This is a genomic window from Acidobacterium sp. FHG110202_01 (assembly GCF_059115305.1).
Genome location: NZ_JBZYWJ010000014.1, coordinates 35784 through 61631, shown reverse-complemented (window position 1 = coordinate 61631; position 25848 = coordinate 35784). Strand labels below are relative to the sequence as shown.

The following is a 25848-nucleotide window of genomic DNA, read 5'->3' as shown; positions in this document are numbered from 1 at the left end:
CTGGCAAAGACAGGATCGATCACGCCGCACACGAAGTTCAAGGCGGAGATTTACGTGCTGTCGAAGGAAGAGGGTGGACGCCACACGCCGTTCTTCAACGGGTACCGTCCGCAGTTCTACTTCCGCACGACGGACGTGACGGGCGTAGCGAAGCTGCCTGAAGGCACGGAGATGGTCATGCCTGGGGACAACATCGCGCTGGAGATCGAGCTGATCACGCCGGTGGCGATGGAGAAGGGCTTGCGGTTCGCGATCCGCGAAGGCGGCAGAACCGTAGGCGCCGGCACCATCAGCGAGATTCTTCAGTGACGCAGCGATAGTATTCTCTTTGACGGGGGCAGAATGGATATTCGCATAGACGGTAATCGGTCAACCCTCGAAAATTGGAAGTGTGCCCAGGCTGTTCCTATCGAAGAGCTTCCAGTCTTAACGGAAGAGCAAAAAGTTGCCGCAAGGCACATAGGATTAAGTGAGGAATCTTACGCTAGAACTCTCTATGCTTTGGGCTTAGAGCAGAAGAACCTTGAAAGGAAAGCAGGTCAAGCTGCGCAGTTAATTGAGAGATTGGCATCGCAGAAATTTCCCGGATTAAAGGTTGTAGAAGTCTGGCTGAAGACGCTCGATGGGAAATACCGATTTGAAGTTAGCTTAAATGGCTCTGATACGCTCATTTTTGTTTCTGAAGATTTGATAGACGAGTTATTGGAGCTCGGATCAAAAACTGCTGAAGAGCAAATTGTGCGAATCATAGATTTTAGTCTTCCAACCAGCTGGACAGCGAGAGCTTCGTGAAATTAGCGGGGCAAACAATAGCAGTTCTGCTGACAGAAGACGGGAAACAAATACTTGAACTTGCTGGTGTAGGCTTGCCTGAGTCACATTTGCTTTCTGTTTCTGTAGAGGAATCAGAAGACCTAGGTCTATGGATTCGTTTACAGCGGGAGGATCAGACGCACCTGTTCCTGCTGCGATGGGAATATATTCTCGGCATTGATGTGCCGAGTGGTCTAGGCAAAGTTATCGGATTGAAGGGATAATAAAAGAATGCGCGAAATTGTGACATTGCAATGTGGAGTGTGCAAGGAACGCAACTACTCGACGACGAAGAACAAGAAGACGACCACCGGCCGTCTCGAATTCTCGAAGTTCTGTAAGCGTTGCCGCAAGCACACCGACCACAAAGAAACAAAGTAGGTCACAGGGCGCAGGTTACAGGGCACAGCAAAGAAATCTGAGCCCTGAGACCTGAGTGCTGTGCCTCGGCGTACTAAAGATAAGGTTTTGGCAGTTCAGGGCGCCGAAGGCGCGTATGCCTGGACGGCCAGTCCAGGGGCGTAAGCTCAACGGTTAAACTGTCGGTCTCCAAAACCGAACTTGGGGGTTCGAATCCCTCCGCCCCTGCCAGGTTTTTGAACGAGAAAGACACGGCCATCCTACAATGGATAGGTCGTAGAGGTAGGGCATCATGCCCGTCGCGGAAAAGAAAAAGTCAATGGCAAAAGCGGCTGCACTGGCAACAAACGAAAGTGGCGAACCGAATCGCGTAGGAAGCTTCCTGACGCGCACCACTGATTTTCTGAAAGATGTGCGCAACGAGATGCGCAAGGTGGTGACACCCTCGCGTACTGAGGTGCAGACCACCACGACCGTTGTGATCGTGACCGTTTTTGTGTTTGCGGCGTATTTTTACGTTGTCGATTCGATTTTCGGCAGCGCGCTGAAGTGGCTGCTGCATTGGCTGGGCGGCACGCAGTAATCCCTCAAATCGAGGAACTAAGAAGGAACATGGCGGAAGAGATCCAAAACGAAAACGTCGGAGGAGCCGGAGATACCGGCGGTATACCCCCCGAGCAGCTCGAGCCACCAGCCAACGAGCGCTTCAAGTGGTACATCATCCACGCCTACTCGGGCTTTGAGCGCAAGGTGAAGGAGTCGATCGAGACGCGCGTGCAGGCCTTCGGCCTGCAGAACAGAATCGGCCGCGTCATGATCCCCACCGAGCCGGTCACTGAGCTCGTCAACGGCAAAAAGCGTACTGTCGAGCGCGTCTTTCTTCCGGGCTACGTCCTGGTTGAGATGGACCTCGACAACGACTTGTGGCACGTCATCAAGAACACGCCGCGCGTCACCGGCTTCCTGGGCACAGGCGACAACCCGGTCGCTCTGAGCGAAGAAGAGGTCAGTTCCATCCTCTTCCGTACCGAAGTTGCCAAGGAAAAGCCGCGGCTCAAGATCAAGTTCGAGAAGAACGAATCGGTACGCATCACCGAAGGGCCGTTCGCCAACTTCAATGGCGTGGTGGACGAGGTCAACGAAGACCGCGAGACCCTCAAGGTGATGGTGACGATCTTCGGCCGCTCCACCCCAGTCGAGCTCGAGTTCGGCAAGGTGGAGAAGGTAGTTTAAAAGATTAAAGCAGCTTTTAGCTTCTAACTGTCAGCTACGGGCTTTCGGTTTAAAAGCTGCGCGGACGTGAGTCTTCAGCTCACGTAAATAGCAGAAGCAGGTTCAAGAGTCTTCTACCTCTGAACAGCTGCTCTGCTGCAGGAAAACAAAAGAATTTGGCTGGCAGCTAACGGCTAGAAGCTAGTGGCTGCTTTTAAGAAAGGTTTTTAGTAATGGCAGCTCCAACAAAGAAAGTTCAGACTCAGGTAAAGCTCCAGATTGAAGCCGGCAAGGCCACTCCTGCGCCGCCGGTCGGCCCGGCACTTGGCCAGGCCCAGGTCAACATCATGGAGTTCTGCAAGCAGTTCAACGCGCGCACGCAGAACAAGGAGATGGCCGGCCTCATCATCCCGGTCGTCATCACCGTCTACGTCGACCGCAGCTTCACCTTCGTCACCAAGACGCCTCCGGCCGCTGTGCTGCTCAAGAAGGCAGCAAATCTGGCCAAGGGCTCAGGCACTCCGAACAAGAACAAGGTCGGCAAGGTAACCGAGGCCCAGGTGCTCGAGATTGCCAAGCAGAAGATGCCCGATCTGAACGCCGCTTCCGTCGAAGCCGCCGTGAAGAGCATCAAGGGCACAGCCCGCTCGATGGGAATCGAAGTTACGGCCTAAGAAGGCCGCCCAGCACATTTATCGTAGGAAAAACGGGAAATGTGTGCCATAATCAACGATGCGTCTTCGAGTGCCAGCTTGGAGACGTAGGTCAACAGCACCACGGCCAGCAGGCAGCATCGACTGTGCGGTGGGAGACGAGGATTCATGGCTATTAAAGTCAGCAAGAATGTTGCGAAGGCGCGTGCGGCTGTAGAAAAGCGCCCCTACGCACTCCAGGATGCGGTTCCGCTCCTGCAGAAAGTGAAGTTCGCAAAGTTTGATGAGACGGTCGACCTGACGCTTCGTCTGGGTGTCGACCCTAAGCATGCCGATCAGATGGTGCGTGGCACAGTAGTTCTGCCGCACGGACTGGGCAAGACCAAGAAGGTTGCGGTTATCACCACCGGCGAGCGCCAGCGCGAAGCGGAAGCTGCCGGAGCCGACATTGTCGGCGGCGAAGAGCTGGTCGAGAAGATCCAGAAGGAAAGCTGGACGGATTTCGACGCCCTGATTGCCACCCCCGACATGATGAAGTCGGTTGGCCGCCTCGGCAAGGTGCTCGGCCCTCGCGGCCTGATGCCCAACCCGAAGACGGGCACGGTAACCACCGATGTTGCCTCGGCCATCAAGGAAATCAAGGCCGGCAAGGTCGAGTTCCGTACCGATAAGACGGCTCTGGTGCACGTTCCCGTGGGCAAGATTTCCTTCCCTGCGGAGAAGCTGATCGACAACGCGCTCACGGTCATTACCAGCGTGATGCGCGCCAAGCCTTCAGCAGCCAAGGGCAAGTACATCAAGGGAATCACGCTCAGCTCGACCATGGGCCCCGGCATCTCGCTCGACAACGCGATCGCCGACCAGGCAGCCAAGGCGTAAGGCAGCTTTAGCCGCTAGTTTCTAGCCGCTAGCTGGCATAACAGGGATTCAGGATTTTGAAGATTAGCTAATGGCTAGTAGCTAAGAGCTAGAGGCTTATTATGGCATTGACCAAAGCAAAGAAGGCGGAGAAGGTTTCCCAGCTGGCAAGCGAGCTTGAAGGCTCGACCAGCGCCATTATCGGCACCTTCGCCAAGCTGACCGTGGCGCAGGATTTTGAGCTGCGCAAGACCGTTCGCGAGGCAGGCGGCCGTTACCGCGTGCTTAAGAACAAACTGGCCGCGCGCGCCTCGAAAGGCTCGCAGATAGAAGCGGCACTGCAGGGACTGAAGGGTGTTTCGTCCGTTGCCTACACCAGCGGCGACCCGGTCGCGCTGGCCAAGGCGCTCTCGACGTGGGTAGGCGACAACGCCGAATTCACATTCAAGCTTGGCATCGTCGACGGCAAAGTCATCTCCGTCGAAGAGATCAAGCAGCTGGCAACCATGCCGGGCAAGGAAGAGATCTTCTCGAAGCTGCTCTTCCTTATCAATGCTCCGGCGCAGCGTCTGGCTACCGTCATCAACGCGACGGGCCGCGACCTGGCTGTGGTCGTCAACCAGGCAGTCGAGCAGAAGAAGTTTGCAGAAGCAGCTGGTTAGTTGCAAGTACAAGTTGTTAGTCCTTAGTTGTAGGCAAAAAAACTAACAGCTAACTACTGAAAACTAGCAACTCAAAAAACATTCGCCGCAAGGCAGACATGAAGGGTGCTGGGTCTGGGCACATCGGAAACTTCAGGTCGGGCGGGCGGCAACCGGAGCGGCAGCGCTTCCGGAGCAATAAACAAATTTAGTATTACGTGGAGAACAACATGGCGGATTTGCAGCAGTTGGAAGATCAGATCGTTGGGCTTAGCCTGCTCGATGCGGCGGCCCTGGTAAAGAAACTCGAAGAGCGCCTCGGCGTCTCGGCGGCAGCGGCGGCTCCGGTCGTCGTGGCCGGCGCTGCCGGCGCAGGCGCAGCAGCCCCGGCGGCAGCTGAGCAGACTGAGTTCACCGTTATCCTCAAGGATACCGGCGCGAACAAGATCAACACCATCAAGGCCGTGCGCGAAGTCACTTCGCTCGGCCTGAAGGAAGCCAAGGACCTGGTTGATGGCGCTCCGAAGACTCTCAAGGAGAACATCAGCAAGGAAGATGCCGAGGCCATCAAGAAGAAGTTTGAAGGCGTCGCGACTATCGAAGTCAAGTAAGACCAGCCTGCTGTCAGGGCTTGAAAGGCGCGGCCTTTAAAGTTCATAGAAAATAGGGCTTTAGGTGCTGGCGGAAACTTTTCTAGCCTTGATGCATCTCCTGAATGTAGGACGATTGCAGGCAACTTGCATGCCAAAGCGGAATGCGCTATGATTAAAAGTGCGCGTTCCGCTTGGTTTTCTTCTGTTTTATAGGAACGCTGAATTGAATTTTACTGGTATCGTTCCGGCGGTAAGTCATAGCGCAGCAGTCGATTGCGCAGTTTGCCGCGAAAACGGAAAAGTAGTTCAAAAGCTTCTCCGGCACAGCGGTTGCCGGCGTATCTGTGAGAGATAGCGGCGGGCTCACCGATGCGAGATTTGGATCAGCTGTAGGGCGGCATTCACACGGTTTCAAAGCGGCGGGAAACGAACATTCTGTATTTTAAAAGTGCACAATCCGGTTGTGGCGCTCGTAGGACGTCTTGTCTTCACGGGCTTTTCGCGTTTGTGTGCTCATTTCCTGCTCTGCCCACCGTACTGTGCCCTGCCTAGACCCTGCCTGCAGTTTCAAAGCTTCGGCTCTTCGCTCTGACGTTTGTTTTGTACCGCGAGGTTGGCTGAAGTTGCAAGCCCGGAGATGTGGAAAGTCCGGGAAAGTTTTCACCTTGCGTTCCATTCTGGTTTTGGGCGCGGGGAATTGGGGAAAATTCAATGCCGCATCGAGCGAGGACGGGGCGGCAGGAATCGTTATCAAGGCATGCTGCGCGGCCCGGACAGCATGCCAATGTCCTCGAGCTAACGGGCCCCAGGAGTGAAGCATGCCGAACGAGAACCGCGCCATTCGCAGCCGTCTCGATTTTTCAAAAATTCCGACATCGATCAAAATCCCTAACCTGATTGAAGTACAGCGGCGTTCCTACGAGCGCTTCCTGCAAATGGACAAGCTGCCGTCCGAGCGCGAGGACAACGGGCTTCAGTCCGTCTTCACCTCGGTCTTTCCCATCTCCGACTTCCGCAACATCTCGCAGCTTGATTTCGTCGACTACTCGATCGGCAACTGGGAGTGCAAGTGCGGACACCTGAAGGGTCTCCATCACCTGCGCACCGCCTGCGTCAATTGCGGAAACATGGTCATCACCGACCCGTTCCACCCCGGCGATGTGCTTTGCAGCAAGTGCGGCACCTACAACAAGAACACGCCTGACTTCTGCAACAAGTGCGGCGACCCTGTGGGCCTGCAGCTCAAGTACGACCAGGCCGAGTGCGAAGAGCGCGGCATGACCTATTCCGCTCCGCTCAAGGTGACGGTGCGCCTCACCATCTATGACAAGGACGCCGAGACCGGCGCCAAGACCATCCGCGACATCAAGGAGCAGGAAGTCTTCTTCGGCGACATTCCGCTGATGACGCAGAACGGCACCTTCATCGTCAACGGCACTGAGCGCGTCATCGTTTCGCAGCTTCACCGCTCGCCCGGCGTCTTCTTTGAGACGGCGAACAATCGCACCTACTTCCTCGGCAAAATCATTCCTTACCGCGGCTCGTGGGTCGAGTTCGAATACGACCAGAAGAACACTCTCTACGTCCGCATCGACCGCAAGCGCAAGTTCCTGGGCACCATCTTCCTGCGCGCGCTCGGTCTCAAGTCTGACGAAGAGATTCTCAAGACCTTCTACACCGTCGACAAGATCGCCGTCCGCGACAACAAGCTCTTCTGGGGTGTCGAAGAAAACGCGGAGAAGGGAACGCACCTGCTCGGCGCGAAGCCCGCGCATGCCATCGTCGTCAAGGGCGAGGAGATTGCGCACTCTGGCCGCAAGATTACGCCTTCAATTCTGAAGGGGCTGCGCACGCATAAGATTTCTGAAGTCGAAATCGAGACCGCTGAGCTCGATGGAGCCGTGACCGCCGCCGACGTCATCGACACGACCACCGGCGAAGTCTTCCTCGAAGCCAACCAGGAGCTCACTGCCGACAAGCTGCACAAGATCATGCAGAGCGGCGTCTCGACCATCGAAGTCTTCTTCCCTGAGCGCGACGACGTAGGCAACATCATCACCAACACGCTGCGCCGCGATTCGGTCCGCAAGCCGGAAGAGGCCCTGATCGAGATCTACCGCAAGCTGCGTCCGGGCGACCCGCCGACGCTCGACACCGCCACCGCGCTTTTCGAAGGCATGTTCTTCGATCCGCGCAAGTACGATTTCTCGCGCGTGGGCCGTCTGAAGTTCAACATCAAGCTCTACGAGAGCCAGGATGCGACACAGCTCGACCGCCGCACGCTCACTCCTGAGGACTTCTACGGCACCATCCGCTACCTGCTGAAGCTGCGCAAGAACATCGGCGTCGTTGACGACATCGACCACCTCGGCAACCGCCGCGTGCGCGCCGTCGGTGAACTGATGGAGAACCAGTTCCGCATCGGCCTCGTGCGCATGGAGCGCGCCATCAAGGAAAAGATGAGCGTTTACCAGGAGATGTCGACGGCCATGCCGCACGACCTCATCAACGCGAAGCCAGTCATGGCGGCCATCCGCGAGTTCTTCGGCTCCTCGCAGCTCTCGCAGTTCATGGACCAGACCAACCCGCTCTCGGAGATCACGCACAAGCGCCGTCTCTCCGCGCTCGGGCCGGGCGGTCTCTCCCGTGAGCGCGCCGGATTCGAAGTCCGCGACGTGCACCCGACACACTATGGCCGTATCTGCCCGATTGAGACGCCGGAAGGTCCGAACATCGGCCTCATCAGCTCGCTCTCGTGCTTTGCCCGCATCAACGAGTACGGCTTCATCGAGTCGCCCTACCGCCGCGTGAAAGATCACCGTGTCCTTGACTATGTTCAGGTCACGAACGCCGGTGAGAGCGGCATGCGCGTCGGCGATCACCTCGAAAAGTCCGAAGCGTTGAAGCTGAACAACCAGCTCAAGAAGGACAAGAAGCGCGCCATCGACTTCGAGCCCTTCTCGTTCTATCTCTCCGCGTGGGAAGAGGACCGTCACACCATCGCGCAGGCGAACATCGACCTCGACGAGAATGGCAACATCACCGAAGAGCTCGTGAACGCCCGCCGTCAGGGTAACTTCGTCCTCGTCGATCGCAGCGAAGTCGACTACGTTGACGTCAGCCCGAAGCAGCTCGTTTCAGTTGCCGCATCGCTCGTGCCCTTCCTCGAGCACGACGACGCGAACCGCGCGCTCATGGGCGCGAACATGCAGCGCCAGTCGGTGCCTCTGCTCGTCTCTGAGGCTCCGCTGGTCGGAACCGGCATGGAAGGCGTCACCGCCCGCGATTCCGGCGCCGTCGTTCTCGCGCGCCGCAACGGCATCGTCGATTCGGTCGACTCCGAGCGCATCATCGTGCGCGTCGAAGGCGAGCATCATCCGACGCAGCTCTCGCGTGAAGTTGGTTCGGACATCTACCAGCTCATCAAGTTCAAGCGCTCGAACCAGAACACCTGCATCAACCAGAAGCCGATTGTCCGTCAGGGCGACCGCGTCCTCAAGGGGCAGGTGATCGCTGACGGGCCTTGCACCGAGCAGGGCGAGCTTGGCCTGGGCCGCAACGTCCTCGTCGCCTTCATGCCGTGGCGCGGATACAACTTCGAAGACGCGATCCTGATCTCCGAAAAGCTCGTTCGTGAGGACTACTACACCTCAGTCCACATCGAAGAGTTCGAGATCGAAGCGCGCGACACCAAGCTGGGGCCGGAAGAAATCACCCGCGACATCCCCAACGTCAGCGAGCATGCGCTGCGCGACCTCGACGAGAGCGGCGTCATCCGCATCGGTGCGAAGGTCAAGCACAACGACATCCTCGTCGGTAAGGTCACTCCGAAGGGCGAGACACAACTCACTCCGGAAGAGAAGCTGCTCCGCGCCATCTTCGGCGAAAAGGCCGGTGACGTGCGCGACGCCTCGCTCACCTGCCCTCCGGGCATTGAGGGAACCGTCGTCGACGTCCGCATCTTCTCCCGCAAGGGTCAGGAGAAGGACGAGCGCGCCAAGCTGATCGAAGCCGAACAGGTCGCCAAGCTTGAAAAGAACCTCGCCGATGAGATTCGAATCCTCACCGACGAGCGCCTGAAGCGCCTCGAAGCTATTCTCGGCGGCAAGGAAGTTCTCGCCGACCTGCACGATGAGCGCACCAACAAGCGCCTCCTCGTAAAGGGCGCACTCCTCGATCGCGACACCATCGAGCTCATCTCGACCCGCAACCTCAAGCGCATCCGTTACAACGACAAGGATCCGCGCGTGAATGAGCAGATCGACGAGATCGAAGAGATGACCTCGCGTCAGATCGACGTTCTGCGCAAGATCACCAACGAGAAGATCGGCAAGCTGCAGAAGGGCGATGAGCTCTCTCCGGGCGTCATCAAGCTGGTCAAGGTCTACATCGCCATGAAGCGCAAGCTCTCCGTTGGCGACAAGATGGCCGGACGCCACGGCAACAAGGGCGTCATCTCGCGCATCCTGCCCGAGGAAGACATGCCGCATCTGCCTGACGGTACTCCCATGGAGATTGTTCTCAATCCCCTCGGCGTGCCTTCGCGTATGAACGTCGGTCAGATTCTCGAAACGCACCTCGGCTGGGCCGCTCACAACCTGGGCGTGCAGGTTGCCGAGATCGTGAAGAAGCACCAGGACGCCAATGCCATCCGCGAAGTCTTCAAGGAGCGCTTCGCTGGAACGGCTGCTCTGCGCCAGCTGCTTGAGCTCGACGACGAGCAGGTTCTGCGCGTCGGCAAGGGCATGGGCAAGGGCATCTGGTTCGGCACTGCGGTCTTCGACGGCGCCAAGGAAACGGAGATCAAGGCTCTGCTCACAGCCGCCGGACTTCCGACTTCGGGCAAGATTCACCTGCTCGACGGCATGACCGGCGAACAGTTCGAACAGCCGGCGACCGTGGGCTACATCTACATGCTCAAGCTCTCGCACCTGGTCGACGACAAAATCCACGCGCGCTCCATCGGGCCGTACTCGCTCATCACCCAGCAGCCGCTGGGCGGCAAGGCGCAGTTCGGCGGACAGCGCTTCGGAGAAATGGAAGTCTGGGCCCTCGAAGCTTACGGCGCAGCCTACATTCTCCAGGAACTGCTCACCGCGAAGTCCGACGATGTCTTTGGCCGCACCAAGATTTACGAGGCCATCGTCAAGGGCGAAGCGGCGATCGAGCCGGGCGTTCCGGAATCGTTCAACGTTCTCGTGCGAGAACTGCAGGCGCTCTGCCTCGACGTGGAGCTCATCAAGCAGGTCGGCGACGACGCCAAGAAACAGCCGCTGCCGACATTTGCAGCCGCTGACTAAGCACTACGGGCTGCGCGGGGAGTTGATCCCCGCGCAGCCGAAAGATTTGCAAGAGGTAGGCGAGGGTTCTTACCCGAGCAATACCGCAAGGAATTGAAAGGTAGGCAGGGCTTCAGCCCTCGCTTGCTGGAAAGATTTTAGGGGCTTCAGCCCCTGAGGTTAAGAAGGGTAGAAGCACCGGACTTCAGTCCGGTGAATACCCGAAGCGAAAATAACGGGGCTTCAGCCCCGGGATTTTCAAAGGATCATGGGACCTGTCCCGCCGGGAGCGACAGGCCACCCCAAACAGAAGTACCCGGGAACTCAAGGAGGGTCACCTTGTACCGTTCCAGCCCATTTGAATTAACCGGTCCGATTACGGATTTCGACGCGATCCGCATCTCGCTCGCTTCGCCCGAGAAGATTCGCAGCTGGTCTCATGGCGAAGTCACCAAGCCGGAAACCATCAACTACCGCACCTTCAAGCCGGAGCGCGACGGGCTCTTCTGCGCCCGCATCTTCGGCCCGGTCACTGACTGGGAGTGCCTCTGCGGCAAGTACAAGCGCATGAAGCACCGCGGCGTCATCTGCGACAAGTGCGGCGTCGAAGTCACTCTCTCGAAAGTCCGCCGCGAGCGTCTCGGACACATCGAGCTCGCCAGCCCCTGCTCGCACGTCTGGTTCTTCAAGGGCCTGCCGTCGCGCATCGGCCACCTGCTCGACATCTCTCTGCGCGACCTCGAAAGCGTGCTCTACTTCGAGAGCTACGTCGTTGTCGATCCCGGCGACTCGCCCACCCGCGAGCGCGAGATCATCAAGGACGAGAACCGCTTCCGCGAGCTCGACCAGCAGTACCGCCCCACCGGCTTCAAGGCCATGATGGGCGCCGAAGCCATCAAGGAGCTCCTCAAGCGCGTCGTTGTCGACGAGCTGGCCATCGAGCTGCGCGAGCGCATGAAGGCCGAGACCTCGCTCCAGAAGCGCCTCAAGTACTCCAAGCGCCTCAAGGTTGTCGAGGCCTTCCGCAAGTCCGGCAACAAGCCGCAGTGGATGATCCTCGACGTGATCCCGGTCATTCCGCCGGAGCTCCGCCCCCTCGTGCCTCTCGACGGCGGCCGCTTCGCCACGTCTGACCTGAACGATCTCTATCGTCGCGTCATCAACCGCAACAACCGCCTCAAGAAGCTCATGGACCTCCATGCGCCTGAGGTCATTGTGCGCAACGAAAAGCGCATGCTGCAGGAAGCCGTCGATGCTCTGTTCGACAACGGCCGCCGCGGCCGCGTCCTGCGCGGTGCCAACAACCGTCCGCTCAAGTCGCTCTCTGACACCCTCAAGGGCAAGCAGGGACGCTTCCGCCAGAACCTGCTCGGCAAGCGCGTCGACTACTCCGGCCGTTCGGTCATCGTCGTCGGTCCTGAATTAAAACTGCATCAGTGCGGTCTGCCCAAGAAGATGGCGCTTGAGCTCTTCAAGCCCTTCATCTATCACCGCCTCGAGCAGACCGGCCACTGCACCACCATCAAGCAGGCCAAGGAAATGGTGGAGCTCCAGGATCCCATCGTGTGGGACATCCTTGAGGAAGTCATCAAGGACCACCCGGTGCTCCTGAACCGCGCTCCAACCCTGCACCGCCTCGGCATCCAGGCTTTTGAGCCTGTGCTCGTCGAAGGCAAGGCCATTAAGATTCACCCGCTCGTCTGCACCGCCTTTAACGCGGACTTCGACGGTGACCAGATGGCCGTGCACATTCCGCTGTCGCCGGAAGCGCAGGTCGAAGCCAGCGTGCTCATGCTCGCTTCGCACAACATCCTCTCGCCCGCGTCGGGCCAGCCCATCACCGTCCCCACGCAGGACATGGTACTTGGTCTCTATTACCTGACCAAGTCCAAGAAGGGTGCCAAGGGTGAAGGCCGCGTCTTCGCCAACACCGACGAGGTGCTGATGGCGCTCAACGCGAAGGAAATCGAAACGCTCACGCCGATTCGTCTCCGCTATACCGGTCCTGTCCTCGACATGACCACCGCGTATGACGATCAGGATCTGACGCATACCGAGCCGGTCGAGTACGACAAGCAGTACATCTCGACCACCGTCGGCCGCGCTCTCCTGAACGACGCTCTGCCCGAGGGCATGCCTTACGTCAACGGCCTGCTCAAGAAGAAGGGCATCGGCCAGCTCGTCAACTACTGCTACCTGAACCTCGGCCTTGAAACCACGGTCCGCATGCTCGACCGCATCAAGGAGCTGGGCTTCCAGTTCGCCACCCGTTCGGGTCTCTCCGTCGGCCTCGATGACATGGTCATCCCGGACACGAAGTACACCCTCGTGCGCGACGCGGAAAAGCAGCGCTTCGCCGTGCAGCAGCAGTACCTTGACGGTGCCATCACCAATGGCGAGCGCAACAACAAGGTCATTCAGCTCTGGTCGTCGATCACCGAAAAGGTCGCGGACGAGATGTTCGACAACATGAAGAACGCCGACAAGGAAGGAGCCATGAACCCGATCTACATCATGGCCGATTCCGGCGCCCGCGGATCGAAGCAGCAGATTCGCCAGCTCTCCGGCATGCGCGGCCTCATGGCCAAGCCGTCCGGTGAAATCATCGAGACGCCCATCACGGCCAACTTCCGTGAAGGCCTCACCGTGCTCGAATACTTCATCTCGACGCACGGCGCCCGCAAGGGTCTGGCCGATACCGCTCTCAAGACCGCTGACTCCGGCTACCTGACCCGCCGCCTCGTCGACGTGGCCCAGGACGTCATCGTCAGCGAGCGCGATTGCGGAACCGTCGAAGGTATTTACGTGATGCCCATCGTCGAGTCCGGCGAGATCATCGAGCCGCTGCGCGACCGCATCATCGGCCGCGTCTCTCTCGAGAAGATCAAGGACTACGAGGGCAACGTCATCGTCGACATCAACCAGGAGATTACCGAGGATCTCGCCTCGCAGATTCAGGCAGCCGGCATCGAGCGCGTCAAGATCCGCTCCGTGCTCACCTGCGAATCGAAGCGCGGCGTCTGCATCCTCTGCTATGGCCGCAACCTCGGTTCAGGCCGTCTCGTGGAGCTCGGCGAAGCTGTCGGCGTCATCGCTGCGCAGTCCATCGGCGAGCCGGGAACGCAGCTCACCATGCGTACCTTCCACATCGGTGGAACCGCGTCGCGTGTCTCTGAGCAGTCGAAGCTCGACGCCAAGAACAACGGCACTGTGCGCTTCATCAACGTGGTCAGCGTCCGCTCCAAACAGGGCGACCTGGTCTCCATGAACCGGTCGGGTTCTATTGCTGTGATCGACGACCGTGGCCGCGAGAAAGAGCGTTATCAGATCGTCTACGGCGCCAAGCTCAAGGTGGAAGATGGTGCAAAGGTCCAGCTGGGCCAGGCATTGGCCGAGTGGGATCCGTACACCTTCGGCATCCTCACCGAAATCGGCGGCACCGTCCAGTTCAAGGACCTGCAGGAAGGCATCACGCTGCACGAGGAAGTCGACGAAGTCACCGGACTCTCGCGTCTGGTGGTCGGCGACTCGCCTGACGAAAAGCGCCAGCCTGCGATCATTATCAAGGGAGCCAAGGGCAACAAGCGTTACCTCATGCCTTCACGCGCTCACCTCATGATCCAGGACGGAGACGAGGTCTTCCCTGGCGATGTTCTTGCCAAGATTCCGCGCGAAACCACGCGCACCAAGGACATCACCGGCGGTCTGCCCCGCGTCGTCGAGCTCTTCGAAGCCCGCAAGCCGCGCGAAACCGCCATCATCAGCGAGATCGATGGTGTGGTGAAGTTCGGCGAAGTTTCGAAGGGTCAGCGTAAGCTCTACGTCACCGCAGACAACGGCGAGGAGAAGGAATACTCGGTGCCCCGCGGCGTCCACGTCAACGTGCAGGAAGGCGAACGCCTGCGCGCCGGCGAGCCGCTCATGGATGGTCCGCTCAACCCGCACGACATTCTTGCCGTGCTCGGCGAGAAGGAGCTGCAGGCTTACCTGGTCAACGAAATCCAGGAAGTCTACCGTCTCCAGGGCGTGGCCATCTCCGACAAGCACATCGAGACCATCGTCCGTCAGATGCTGCGCTGGGTGAAGATCGAGGAAGTCGGCGACACCAACTTCCTGCTCGAACAGCAGGTCGATAAGTTCCGCTTCCGCAACGAGAACGAGCGCGCCGTGATGAACGGCGGACGTCCGGCCACTGGCCGTCCGTTGCTGCTCGGCATCACCAAGGCGTCGCTGTCGACCGAAAGCTTCATCTCGGCCGCCAGCTTCCAGGAGACCACGCGCGTTCTCACCGAGGCGTCCATCAACGGCGCCGTCGACAACCTGCGCGGCCTCAAGGAAAACGTCATCGTCGGACGTCTGATCCCGGCTGGCACCGGCATGGAATACTACCGCAACATCGCGCTCTCACCCGAGCTCGAAGAAGCGGCAGCCAAGGTCCAGCAGGAAGTGCAGACCGCCTATGAAGAAGCCGAGCGTGAGCTCGAAATGATGCGCCAGGAAGGCGAAGCCGAAGAAATGGCCGCCGAGTGAGCGTTAACAACAACGCCTCCGGCGGGCCTTGCGCAGGCAGCGGTCCTCGCCGGACGGGCAAACGAAAAAGCCCCAGCACAAATGCTGGGGCTTTTTCATTTTCTGCCACCCACTAGTGTCATCCTGAGCGAAGCGTAGCGGAGTCGAAGGACCCGCACCGCAGGTGCGAAGCCTTGCAAAGCAAGGCCCGCTTTTCGAATGCCATCCCCCAAAAATAGGCGCCCAAAAGGGCTTTTCAAATCTGGGCTGTTATATAACCATTTCAGTTATCATTGGTGGCCGTCATCGCCGTGCTCTTCTGCTAGCTCCGAAAACTTAACCCAACCTAGCTTATAGCCATATTGTTTATTCTTGGGTACCCAGACTAATGAACCATTGCTAATTCGGAGAGATCCGAACGCCTTGCCATCACGTTTGATAGCAAATTCGGCATCTGCTTTTCCAAGTTCGCGTTCAGGCAGATTGAAAGTAACAGTGTGTTTAGCCATAACTTACCTCTTATCAATAATGTGTCCATAAGCATATGGCAGGACTCAAGTTCCTTACCAGAAGATTCTTCTCTGTTTGGCGCAATCTGAGCAAAGCATCGTGTCTGCGAAAAGCAAGGCCCGGTGAAACAAAGCACAGCCAGGGGGCCTTTAGGCCCGAGTGAGCTTCTGGAGATCGGCTACGGGAATAAACACTCATTGGCATTGTTCTTTAACTAGCAGGAGAAGTTAATTTGAACGAGCTATCCGGAACCATACTCTCAAGTCCAGTTTCCTATGGTAGTCCAGAAGACGTCGACGCACAGCCGGCAAGCAGGTCCGGAGAGCCGTGTGAGGAAGAAGCCGCGATCGCAGAGGAGTCCGGCAACCCGGCTGCACAGAAATTGTCTGACCTCGCCGACAGCTTCAACTCTATCCCGCATTTGAACTCCGGCACAGAGGCCGCGCACGAGACAGCTGCAACAGGAGAAGCCAGTGAGATCTCGCACAATCCTCCGCAGGCCAATGCAGCCGGCACGCTGGAAAAACATCCTCTCAAGATCGGCGCATTTAGCGGCAATTGGGTGGCCGGGAAGGATTCGACAGGGAAGGAGCAGAACTCAGTGGATCTGCACGTCCAGGGCGAACTTGGCAAAAGCATGGACAAGCAGGATCTCCTTGCCTATCTGAAGTCAGCGAATGCTTTCATGCAAAGTCATCATGAAAATACTGGTACGCCGGGAGAACTGGAGTGGCATCCCACTGGTGCAGTGGTGACGAAAGGAGCTGTTCAGCTCTTGTCCGAAACGCTCGGCGGGCAAACGTTCAGCGGCTCTCTGAATAAGACTACAGCTCGCTTCAATACCTTCTGGCGCAAAAACATATCGTCGTCGGGACAGCAGTCGAGAAACAAAATGGCTGATCGCATAGACAAGGACATTCAGCCCGAATACTTCTCTTATTTGAATGCGCTCAAAGGAGTCAAGGGAGTGTCGATAACGCCGATCACCATGAACCGGGAGAAAGTGGCAGGGTTCGAACAACTCTCCGGGGAAGACCAGGTGAAGGCGTTCGATCAGAATATGCTGGAGAATTCGGATTGGGGGAAACAGCGATTCAAGCAATACGTGGACGAGTACAACGCCGATCCGGATTTCGTCCCCAGCCTGAAGATTAAGATCGATCAGCAACACCTGCCCGCTTTGATCTCGACGCTGGAAAAGCAGGGCAAATAGCCAAGGAGTTCTTGACCTGCCCCGTTGCAAACAACGAACTGCAGAAATTGCTCACTTCTTTCAGCGGGGAAACGTACGCCACTCGAGTACAGTTCCATCCATCGCGTCAACCTCAACGACAGGAGAGGGGCGGAAGGTACCAATTCTCATGCTGTAGATGGGCCGTCTGGCTGCCGGATTTTTTTTGCCGCTGGCGGCCTTCCTGTACTGCAGCCTGATATCTATTGGCCTCTCAAAGCGCCATCCTCTGGCTTCCGCATACTCCCGCACGCGAGCAATAGCCTCCTCTTCGCTGATCACCTGGACATATTAAGCCATATGCCGGGTGCCCCAGGTTCGCGAATCGAGGCCCCAGCACGCGCGGTTTTCGTGTGCTGGGGTGAGAAGCTAACCTGGGGTCGTTCGCTGGTTCAACTAAAAAGACAGAGGGACAGGCACAGCTCAGCTCCAGAAAAAAGGCGCAGCAGGCGCGATTGCCTGGACAGCCTGCCCTGAGCGAAGCCGAAGGGGCCAGTCCTCCACAGATTCCACATGTTTCAACAGCCATTGCACCACTTCTGCGCCTTGTCCGGACCAGCACCCGGGCGTAGCCTCAACCAGTGGGCACTTTTACATAACCTTCATAATCAAGCCCCATGCGCCTTTCCGGGATTCTCCACAGCTAAATTCCCGAAACAGCACACAATAGGTACCTATTTGCATCTAAAATACTAGATGTTGTGGTTCCTGCTTGACACATACTATTAACAGAGCTACTTTCACATCTGCGACATTAAAATTCCATCCCAGGGGTCCGGGCATGAAGCCGGGAATCAACAGACCGAAAAAGCGATGTTCCCCCGGCCGCCGGCGACCCCTGACCTAGTTCTTTTCCAGCACAGCTCTTTGCATATTTTCTGGCGCAGATTGCGTCGCGGTTTCGGGATTTTCTTAGACGCCCGAGCCAAGGCAGGACCACCCCCTGAAACGGGGCATCAAAACATATTCCAGGAAGGAGTCATCATGGCCGAGGCAACTAAAAAGTTCTCGAGCTCCACAGCCGCCCCCGCGCCGAGCACTGCTCAGCGGCCCGCAGCCGGCCAGTCCGCATCCGCACTCAAATTCGAGCGCTTCTTTTCGAAAGCGGGCGTTTCGCCCTACGACGAAGTCCAGTGGGAGCGTCGTACCGCCGCCATTACCGACGCCGGCGGCAAAACCATCTTCGAGCAGAAGGACGTCGAAATCCCTATCGACTGGTCGATGACCGCGACCAACATCGTCGCCAGCAAATACCTGCACGGCCAGCTCGGTACACCCGCCCGCGAAACCGGTGTCCGCCAGCTCATCAGCCGCGTGGCTGAGACCATCCGCGACTGGGGTCTCGCCGGAGGCTACTTCTCCACGCCCGAAGACGCCGCCGTCTTCCACGATGAGCTCGCGCACCTGCTCGTAACGCAGAAGGCCGCATTCAATTCGCCTGTCTGGTTCAACGTGGGCTGTGACCGCCTCGAGCCCGATTCCGACGCCCAGAACTGGCATTGGAACTCGCACACCTGCGCCATCGAGTTCTCCGTCACCGGATACCGCAAGCCGCAGTGCTCCGCCTGCTTCATCAACGCCGTTGACGACTCCCTCGACTCCATCCTGAACCTCGCCAAGACCGAAGGCATGCTCTTCAAATGGGGATCGGGCACCGGCACCAACCTCTCCACACTGCGTGGTTCGATGGAACAGCTCTCCGGCGGCGGCACTGCTTCCGGTCCCTTGAGCTTCATGCGCGGATTCGACGCCTTCGCCGGCGTCATCAAGTCCGGCGGCAAGACGCGCCGCGCCGCCAAGATGGTCATCCTCAACGTCGACCACCCCGACATCAACGACTTCATCGACTGCAAGATGAAGGAAGAAGCCAAGGCCTGGGCGCTGATGCGCGAAGGCTACGACGGCTCCTCCGGCCCCGACAGCGAGGCCTACAGCTCCATCTTCTTCCAGAACGCGAACAACTCCGTCCGCGTCACCGACGAGTTCATGCGCGCCGTCGAGAAGGACTCTGACTTCTCGACCTACACCATCAAGGACCACAAGCCGGTCAAGACCTACAAGGCACGCGACATCATGCACAAGATCGCCGAAGCCACCTGGCAGTGCGGCGACCCGGGCATGCAGTACGACACCACCATCAACAAGTGGCACACTTCGAAGAACACCGACCGCATCAACGCGTCGAACCCCTGCTCCGAGTACATGTTCCTCGACAACTCGGCCTGCAACCTCGCCAGCTTCAACCTGCTCAAATTCGTAACTCCGGCAGGTACATTTGACATCGCCGCCTATCGTCACGCCATCGACGTCGTCATCACCGCCATGGAGATCCTCGTCGACAACTCCGGCTATCCCACCGAATCCATCGGACGCAATTCGCACGACTACCGCCCGCTCGGCATGGGATACGCCAACCTCGGTGCCTTGCTGATGGCTTTTGGCCTGCCCTACGACTCCGATGCTGGCCGCGATTTTGCCGCCACCCTCACCGCCATCATGTGCGGCGAGGCGTATCTGCAGTCCTCGCGCATCGCCGAGAAGTGCCCCGCGCTCGCCTCCGCCACGCCGCTCACCGCAACCGCAGAGCACGAAGGCGGGGCCTGCCCCGGCTTCTACATCAACCGTGAGCCTTTCCTCGACGTCATCCGCATGCACCGCGCCGAAGTCAACAAGATCGGCAAGTCGAAGAACAGCAGCGAACCTTTTGTCGTTCCGGAATTAGACAACCTCATCGCCGCCAGCAAAGACTGCTGGGACAAGGCGCTCACCCACGGCGAAAAGCACGGCTACCGCAATTCGCAAGTCACCGTGCTCGCGCCCACCGGCACCATCGGCTTCATGATGGATTGCGACACGACCGGCATCGAGCCTGACTTGGCTCTGGTGAAGTACAAGAAGCTCGTCGGCGGCGGCATGATCAAGATCGTCAACAACACCGTGCCTGCTGCGCTCTTCAAGCTCGGCTACAACAACACGCAGGTCGACGCCATCGTCAGCTACATCGACGCTACCGGAACCATTGAAGGCGCGCCCGGCATCAAGCCCGAGCACCTGGCAGTGTTTGACTGCTCCTTCAAGCCGGCCAAGGGCACGCGCTCCATTCACTACATGGGCCACATCAAAATGATGGCCGCCACGCAGCCCTTCCTCTCCGGAGCCATCTCGAAGACCGTCAACCTGCCGCACGACTGCACCGTTGACGACATCGCCGAGGCCTACCTCGAGAGCTGGCGTCAGGGCCTCAAGGCCGTCGCCATCTATCGTGATGGATCGAAGGGCGCGCAGCCGCTCAACGTCTCCGACGGCAACAAGGCCAAGGAGATCAGGCACGAGGCCTCAGCCGCCGATCACGCTGCCGAGCGCATCCTCGCCGCAGTCGCCAGCGGCAAGCCCGCGCCTGAAGCCGACCTCAAGACTCTCGAGTCGAAAGTCTCAGAGAAGATCGAGGTCACAGCGAAGCAGGTGCTCGACGCCACCGCTGCATTCACCGCAGCTCTTAACAAAATTGTCATCCCGACCGGAGCGTTAGCGGAGCGGAGGGACCTGCAGTTAATTTCGCAGGACCAGGACCTGACCGCACCACCACGAGCAGTGCGTCACCGCCTGCCCGAGGAGCGCGCCTCGCTGACCCACAAATTCTCCATCGCCGGACACGAAGGCTACATCACCGTCGGCCTCTATCCCAACGGACAGCCCGGTGAAATCTTCATCCGCATGGCGAAGGAAGGCTCGACCGTCTCGGGCCTGATGGACAGCTTCGCCACAGCAACTTCATTGGCCCTCCAGCATGGAGTGCCGCTCAAAGTGCTGTGCGAAAAATTCGCGCACTCGCGCTTCGAGCCTTCCGGATGGACCGGCAACGAGCACATCGGCTACGCCAAGTCCATCATGGATTACATCTTCCGCTGGCTCCAGCTGCGCTTCCTCTCCGGCCACCAGCTCTCGCTCTTCGCCGGACTGGCCGCGCCTTCTGGAAACGAACCTGCTCCTTCTCAAGGCGTTACCGCGAGTTCCTCCTCAGGTGTCATCCTGAGCGGAGCGAAGGATCCATACGAAGCGTCGAGCGCCACAACCCTCGGCAGCTTTCCGCCACAACAGCCAAAGGGCATGGGCTACACCAGCGCCCCGCAGGGAGGAATCCTCTCCGACGTCACCGCGAACGCTCAGGAATCAGAGAATCTCCAACTGACCGACCGCGGCATCTATCACGCCGCCGACGCCATGAAGGACCTCTACGACATGGGCGACGCCCCCAGCTGCCACACCTGCGGAGCCATCATGGTCCGCAACGGAAGCTGCTACCGCTGCATGAGCTGCGGCTCCACCAGCGGCTGCTCGTAAAAGCACGCCTGCGCAGCGGGTGGGACTCGCCGTCCAGGCCCAAAAATGAAAAAGCCCCAGCAAAAACTGGGGCTTTTTCATTTCCTTATCCCACATATCATCGTGACCCGCAGAAGATCGTTCCTCCAAAAATTCGTCATCCTGAGCGAAGTCGAAGGACCCCCACGAACAAAGTTCGTGGGAGGCCTTGCGAAAGCAAGGCGGGATGCAATTCAGCCACGGAACACAGGGCACCAGCGGAGCTAAATGCCGCTCCTCGTCTTAACTCAAGACCGTGATCTTCCCATCCGGAGTTTTTGCAAAGGCATGAAGCACGCGGCCGCTGCTGTCCATGTGGCGCAGAGCAATCTTTTCTTTAGTTACAGAGAGGCGGCTGAATCCGTAAATCTTCTGGCCATAAGGGCCGCGCTGCGCTGGATCGACCTTGAAATCGTAAAGGTCAGCGCCGCCTCCGCCAGAGAGAAAGAAGCTGGTCGGATGATTCTCGAACTCAAGGTGCTGCAGGTCGTGATCGTGGCCTGCGAGATATAAGTCAACTTTGTGTTTGCGGAACAGCGGGTCCCAGTCGCGTATCAGAACCTTGTGATCTCCATGCGGGCCGTTTGAGTAAACGGGATGATGAGCAATCACCACCAGAAATGGAGTGGTGCGAGGACGCTTGAGTTCCGTCTCCAGCCACGCAAGCTGCTCCGCCTGCTCCTGCGGAGTCAGTGTAAAGTCGCGTCCGCGGCTTGAAGTCCCGTCCGCAAAGGGCATATTGCTGTCGAGGGCGATGAAAGTGATCAGCGGCTTCTTCGTCGGGAACTCAAATCGATACCAGCGCGCCGGCATAGTCCAGCGCGTCTTGCCGGAGCGGGCGTATTCAAGCTCTGCATCCACTTTGCTGTCTGGCCAGCGTTGATAGTCGTGGTTTCCGAGAACAGCATAGGCAGGGCAGTTGAAGACATCGGCTGGATACGTCTGTTCAAACTGCGTCTGCCAGCGCGGAGACTGCGCGCCTCCGGCGAGTTCGCCATACCAGTTATCTCCCAGCATGAGCAGCGCCTGGGTGCGAAGATGATTCTCCTGCGCATAGCGGCGCATGGCGGCGCCCACTTCACTTTGCGCGGAATGGTTATCACGGTCCCATCCCCAGTCGCCCGCCATCAGCAGTTCCACTGCATCGGGATCGGAGGGCGCGAAAGCGGCTGCAGCGGGCAGCGAGCCAAGCGCAGCCAGTGCGCTGAATGCGAAGCTCTGCCGCAGAAAGCGGCGGCGGCTCGAAAGAGCCTCATCCTCATGGTTCTTCATTCCTGCTCCTTTAATTCTGTTTTGCTGATAGTAAGGATAAAGGCTCAAGATTGCTGTTCTATAAAGCTATCGGACAATTTCAGACAGCCGTCGCTGGTTCCAGAGCACAGCAGCGGCAATCACACTCGAAAGAGCAGCGACCAGGGCCAGCAGCAGAAAGAACGCTTTCCATCCGCGAGTGACCGCGATATACGCCATGCCGTTTCCTGACAAAGCGCCCGCGAGATAGCCTGCGCCATCGATGATTCCCGATGCTGTGGCCCCTGCGTCCTTGCCGCCGAAGTCGAGTGACATGGCGCCGGCAAGGTAGGAATATGGGCCGATCAACAGGAATGCGACCAATGCAACCAGAGCCAACGGAAGAATGCGCGGAGCATGCAGCGGCGTGAAGGCCAGAGCGATGAGAGCGCCAACAGACAATCCGAGTCCGGCAAATAAAATGCGGCTGCGTCCTGCAGCGCCGAGGTGGTCGCTTAAAAATCCAGCCAGGATCACGGACAGCCCGCCGAAAAGCGGAAAGATGGCGCTTCCGCTCGCGGCCTGGGCTCCGGTCATGCCGGAGAATTGCGTGAAGTAGGTCGGCGTCCACAGGTTGAAAGTTTCGCGCAGCAGTGTGGTTCCCAGCGAAAGAAAACAGACGAGCCAGAAAGCATAGGAAGTAAACAGGCCGCGGAAGATGGCAGCGGTGCCGGGCTGCTGGTGTTCCGGTTCGTCAGGATGGGCGAAGAGGCTCAGCGGATTTTCTTCCGCCGGAGCAAGGCCATAATCGGTGGGTGATTCGCGCAGCAGGAGAAGATTCAGAAGCAGAAGAAAGCCAAGCAGCGCAGCGCCGGTAGCGAAGAGGCCGCGCCATCCCATGCCGTGGTCAAGCAGAAGCGACATAGCTTCGCGCGAAATGGCATCTCCAAAAAGATAGCTCAGGCTCAGGATTGCCATCACGCTGCCATAGGTGGAGTAGGAGAACCAGCGCGAGGCGATCTTTACCAGTCCTGCCCATCCCATCGACTGCACAAAGCGATTGCCGATCCACGCCAGCGTGAAGATGGGGAAGCCGCCTCCAGCCATGAAGAGAAGCGTGAAGAGAATGGAGCCGGCCATGCCTCCAAGAAAATTTCCACGTCCTCCGAAGCGATCGGCAATAGCGCCCGCAGGCAATTTGCCCAGGGCATAAGCAAGCACGCCAAGAGACGCGATGGAACCGAGTCTCACTTCGGCAATGTGCGCATCAGCGCCGTGCTTCACCTGTTCAGCAAGAATAAGCGGCAGGGCAACAGAGTAATCCGAACGGCAGAAGTAGTAGGCCGAATACCCTGCAGCCAGCAGTGCGATGGTTGCTACATGCCAGGCAGTGATGCGCTTCTCTGATTTTTCTTTTTGCGTCAGCTCATTGGTCAACAAGGACGCGCTCCTTGATTCAGCTGCTGCGCTATCTCATCGAGGACCGGAAGCAGTTCGGCCACAGTCTCAACCACATAGTGGACGCGGTTCTGCCGCATCACGGCTTCCGCTTGCCTGAGCTGTTCGCGTTTTTCCTGCTCCGGAAGCTGTGCCCACGCCTGCTCGGAAAGGCCGATCATGTTGCCGGAACGCAGAACTCCGACTGTCCACATGCCCGCGTTGAGACCTTCTTCGATATCGCTGATGGTGTCGCCGACTTTGACGCAGGCGGATAACGGAGCAGCGTGAAGCTCGGCGGCAAGCCGGTAGCACATGAAGGGATGCGGCCGTCCTGCGCCTACATCGTCTGGACAGAGCGAGCGGTCGGTTTTGTATCCCTGCGCGCCAGCCGCCTCTTCAAGCTTCTCCAGCATCGCGCGTGTGTATCCGGTAGTCCCGCCAATGCGGACGCCATGCGACCGCAGCACATCGACAACAGGAACGATCCCGTCGATCACTTTCGCATAATCGAGCAGGCAGGATATCTGCAGCGGAATGAAGTCCTGGTAAAGGGCATCGACGTCGGATTCAGTTGCGGCCTGGCCATATCGAGACTGCCATGCCTCCGCCACCTCGGCTTCTGCAAGCAGACGGCGAATGTGATCGCGTTTCGCCAAACCCATGTCGCGGCGGACAACGGCATCGGGAATGGATATCTCACGATTCGCAAAGACCTGCTGCAGAGTCCGCACCGGAGCAAGGCTTCCATGGTCCACGGTGGTTCCGGCCCAGTCAAAGATGACGGCGGCGATGGGGCTAGACATGGGTAGCCTTTCCGGAAAGAAGTCCAATTTCGATCAGAGACTGCTCAGCTACGGCGAAAGACAACGTCATTCCGGAGCCGCCGGGCGAAGTGACGATGCGCACCGATGGCTGCGGCTGCATGACGAGATAAGGCTTGTCAGGATGCTTGGCGTAAACACCGAACCAGCGCTGGGCGATCGAGAGATCAGGAGCGCGCAGGAACCCGGCTGTGTATTTCAGAATGAGCTGGTCGACTTCTTCCTTGTTGAAGATGTCGATCGCCAGTCCATACTCATGGGAATCGCCAAGCGTGAGCGCTCCGTCGGCGGTTTGCGAGACGAGCGCGTGAATCGCCCATCGATCGTACTCGGGCATTTCCTCGGCGATGCGTTTGCGCAGTGCATCGAGCGAATCGCAGACACTGAACGAAGGGTAGAAGCGCAGAGTAAGCCCGGCTGCCAGCGAAGGGCCGAGTTCCCATCCCGGGGGCTGAGGAGCGGTGCGCAGCATCTGCAGCTTGCAGCGGGTAATGCCGCTGGCCGCATACTCATCGGGAAAGAGTGTTTCGAAATCTTCTCCGCTGCAGACGATGGTGTTTTCGGCCCGGAAGCTGCCATTCGCAGTTTCCAGAATCTGCGAGTCAACCGAGAGCACCGGGGTGCTGAAGTAAAAGCGGACGCCATAGCGTTCCTCGAGAAAAGCCGGAAGGGAAGCGATGGTGAGCCGGGGGTCGACCGTGAGCTCGGTGCCGCTCCAGAGCGAGCCGAGCAGTCCATCGGGCACGAGCGCCTGGCTGCGCTCAAGCGTCGCTTCGCGGTCGAGCCATGCGCACTCATAGCCGAGCTCCGGAGCGCGCTCTACAAATTCCTGGATCACCGCAGCTTCATCAGGATGGTATGCCACGTGCAATGAGCCGTCGGGGCGGTAGGGGATTCTGGCTTCCTTCAGGACTTCGAGCCAGAGTGTCCGGCTGCGGAGGGACATCTGATGCATCACGCCATGCGGCTGGCCGATCGGCCAGATCATGCCGAAGTTGCGGACGGATGCTCCCATGGCGCGAGGGTTACGTTCAAAGACGGCAACCGATTTGCCACTGGAGGCTGCGAGATAAGCATGAGCGAGGCCGAGAATTCCCGCGCCTGCGATCGCAACGTCGATGGCTTTCTCCGGCATGATGAGCATCTACCTTTCTTGTTGATCAAAATTCAAGATTAGGCCGCTGCCTGTGAACAGGAACACGTTCTGAACGGTTCAATCGTCGTACCCGGCATTGCAAACAAAGAATTTAGCGAAAGGGCGAGAAAACGTTTTAAGAAACTGCAACATTCTTCGCTTAGGATTTTGTTCATTCAACCATCGACTTTTACGTCAATGCTG

Annotated in this window: 19 protein-coding genes and 1 tRNA gene; 15 read left to right on the top strand and 5 right to left on the bottom strand. The window is 58.4% G+C overall.

All coding sequences use genetic code 11. The features are described from left to right. The 13 genes from AC5S16_RS22625 to rpoC form a co-directional block, all read left to right on the top strand. Positions 1–309 (top strand): EF-Tu C-terminal domain-related protein (locus tag AC5S16_RS22625; RefSeq protein ID WP_493932394.1); only part of this gene is annotated, 309 nt, incomplete at its 5' end. Positions 310–342: 33 nt separating this feature from the next. After that, complete coding sequence (locus AC5S16_RS22620) at positions 343–792, top strand: hypothetical protein (RefSeq protein ID WP_493932393.1); 450 nt, start codon at positions 343–345, stop codon at positions 790–792. Further along, entirely contained in the window at positions 789–1037 is a 249-nt protein-coding gene (locus tag AC5S16_RS22615) for a hypothetical protein (protein WP_493932392.1), read from the top strand. The genes AC5S16_RS22620 and AC5S16_RS22615 overlap by 4 nt, the downstream gene beginning before the upstream one ends. Before the next feature lie 7 nt (positions 1038–1044). Next, positions 1045–1194, top strand: coding sequence for a 50S ribosomal protein L33 (gene rpmG / locus AC5S16_RS22610; protein WP_493932391.1), 150 nt, complete (start codon positions 1045–1047; stop codon positions 1192–1194). Positions 1195–1328: 134 nt separating this feature from the next. Beyond that, positions 1329–1404, top strand: a tRNA-Trp gene (locus AC5S16_RS22605). Positions 1405–1492: 88 nt separating this feature from the next. Continuing rightward, positions 1493–1756 carry a preprotein translocase subunit SecE gene (secE, locus tag AC5S16_RS22600; RefSeq protein ID WP_493932390.1) on the top strand — a complete coding sequence of 88 codons (264 nt, stop codon included), beginning with the start codon at positions 1493–1495 and terminating at the stop codon, positions 1754–1756. A gap of 29 nt (positions 1757–1785) precedes the next feature. After that, entirely contained in the window at positions 1786–2406 is a 621-nt protein-coding gene (gene nusG / locus AC5S16_RS22595; protein ID WP_493932389.1) for a transcription termination/antitermination protein NusG, read from the top strand. 212 nt (positions 2407–2618) lie between these two features. After that, on the top strand, positions 2619–3059 hold the full coding sequence (gene rplK / locus AC5S16_RS22590; protein WP_493932388.1) for a 50S ribosomal protein L11: 441 nt from the start codon (positions 2619–2621) through the stop codon (positions 3057–3059). A 147-nt stretch (positions 3060–3206) separates the two neighbouring features. Beyond that, positions 3207–3917 (top strand): 50S ribosomal protein L1, encoded by a 711-nt coding sequence (gene rplA, locus AC5S16_RS22585; protein WP_493932387.1) that lies wholly within the window; start codon positions 3207–3209, stop codon positions 3915–3917. Between the two features lie 101 nt (positions 3918–4018). Then, positions 4019–4558: a 50S ribosomal protein L10 gene (gene rplJ / locus AC5S16_RS22580; RefSeq protein WP_493932386.1), complete on the top strand. Its 540-nt coding sequence runs from the start codon at positions 4019–4021 to the stop codon at positions 4556–4558. Positions 4559–4767: 209 nt separating this feature from the next. Beyond that, a complete protein-coding gene (rplL, locus tag AC5S16_RS22575) occupies positions 4768–5148 on the top strand; it encodes a 50S ribosomal protein L7/L12 (RefSeq protein WP_493932385.1) in 381 nt (126 codons plus the stop codon). Between the two features lie 800 nt (positions 5149–5948). After that, entirely contained in the window at positions 5949–10430 is a 4482-nt protein-coding gene (rpoB, locus tag AC5S16_RS22570; RefSeq protein ID WP_493932384.1) for a DNA-directed RNA polymerase subunit beta, read from the top strand. A 318-nt stretch (positions 10431–10748) separates the two neighbouring features. Continuing rightward, positions 10749–14939, top strand: coding sequence for a DNA-directed RNA polymerase subunit beta' (gene rpoC, locus AC5S16_RS22565; protein WP_493932383.1), 4191 nt, complete (start codon positions 10749–10751; stop codon positions 14937–14939). A 269-nt stretch (positions 14940–15208) separates the two neighbouring features. Here rpoC and AC5S16_RS22560 read toward each other — a convergent pair whose 3' ends face one another. Then, entirely contained in the window at positions 15209–15427 is a 219-nt protein-coding gene (locus AC5S16_RS22560) for a hypothetical protein (protein WP_493932382.1), read from the bottom strand. 233 nt (positions 15428–15660) lie between these two features. Between AC5S16_RS22560 and AC5S16_RS22555 the strand changes: the two genes are divergently transcribed. Further along, positions 15661–16641 (top strand): hypothetical protein, encoded by a 981-nt coding sequence (locus AC5S16_RS22555; RefSeq protein WP_493932381.1) that lies wholly within the window; start codon positions 15661–15663, stop codon positions 16639–16641. A 1002-nt stretch (positions 16642–17643) separates the two neighbouring features. Further along, the gene (locus tag AC5S16_RS22550; RefSeq protein WP_493932380.1) at positions 17644–21000 is read left to right on the top strand and encodes a vitamin B12-dependent ribonucleotide reductase; all 3357 of its coding nucleotides are present in this window, start codon (positions 17644–17646) and stop codon (positions 20998–21000) included. A gap of 261 nt (positions 21001–21261) precedes the next feature. Here AC5S16_RS22550 and AC5S16_RS22545 read toward each other — a convergent pair whose 3' ends face one another. The 4 genes from AC5S16_RS22545 to AC5S16_RS22530 form a co-directional block, all read right to left on the bottom strand. After that, positions 21262–22290 (bottom strand): metallophosphoesterase, encoded by a 1029-nt coding sequence (locus AC5S16_RS22545; RefSeq protein WP_493932379.1) that lies wholly within the window; start codon positions 22288–22290, stop codon positions 21262–21264. Positions 22291–22356: 66 nt separating this feature from the next. Next, positions 22357–23688, bottom strand: a complete 1332-nt coding sequence (locus tag AC5S16_RS22540) for an MFS transporter (protein ID WP_493932378.1) — start codon at positions 23686–23688, stop codon at positions 22357–22359. Beyond that, positions 23682–24491, bottom strand: coding sequence for a phosphonoacetaldehyde hydrolase (gene phnX, locus AC5S16_RS22535; RefSeq protein ID WP_493932377.1), 810 nt, complete (start codon positions 24489–24491; stop codon positions 23682–23684). Before phnX ends, AC5S16_RS22540 begins: the two co-directional genes overlap by 7 nt. After that, the gene (locus AC5S16_RS22530) at positions 24484–25653 is read right to left on the bottom strand and encodes a TIGR03364 family FAD-dependent oxidoreductase (protein ID WP_493932376.1); all 1170 of its coding nucleotides are present in this window, start codon (positions 25651–25653) and stop codon (positions 24484–24486) included. Before AC5S16_RS22530 ends, phnX begins: the two co-directional genes overlap by 8 nt. Between the last annotated feature and the right edge of the window lie 195 nt (positions 25654–25848).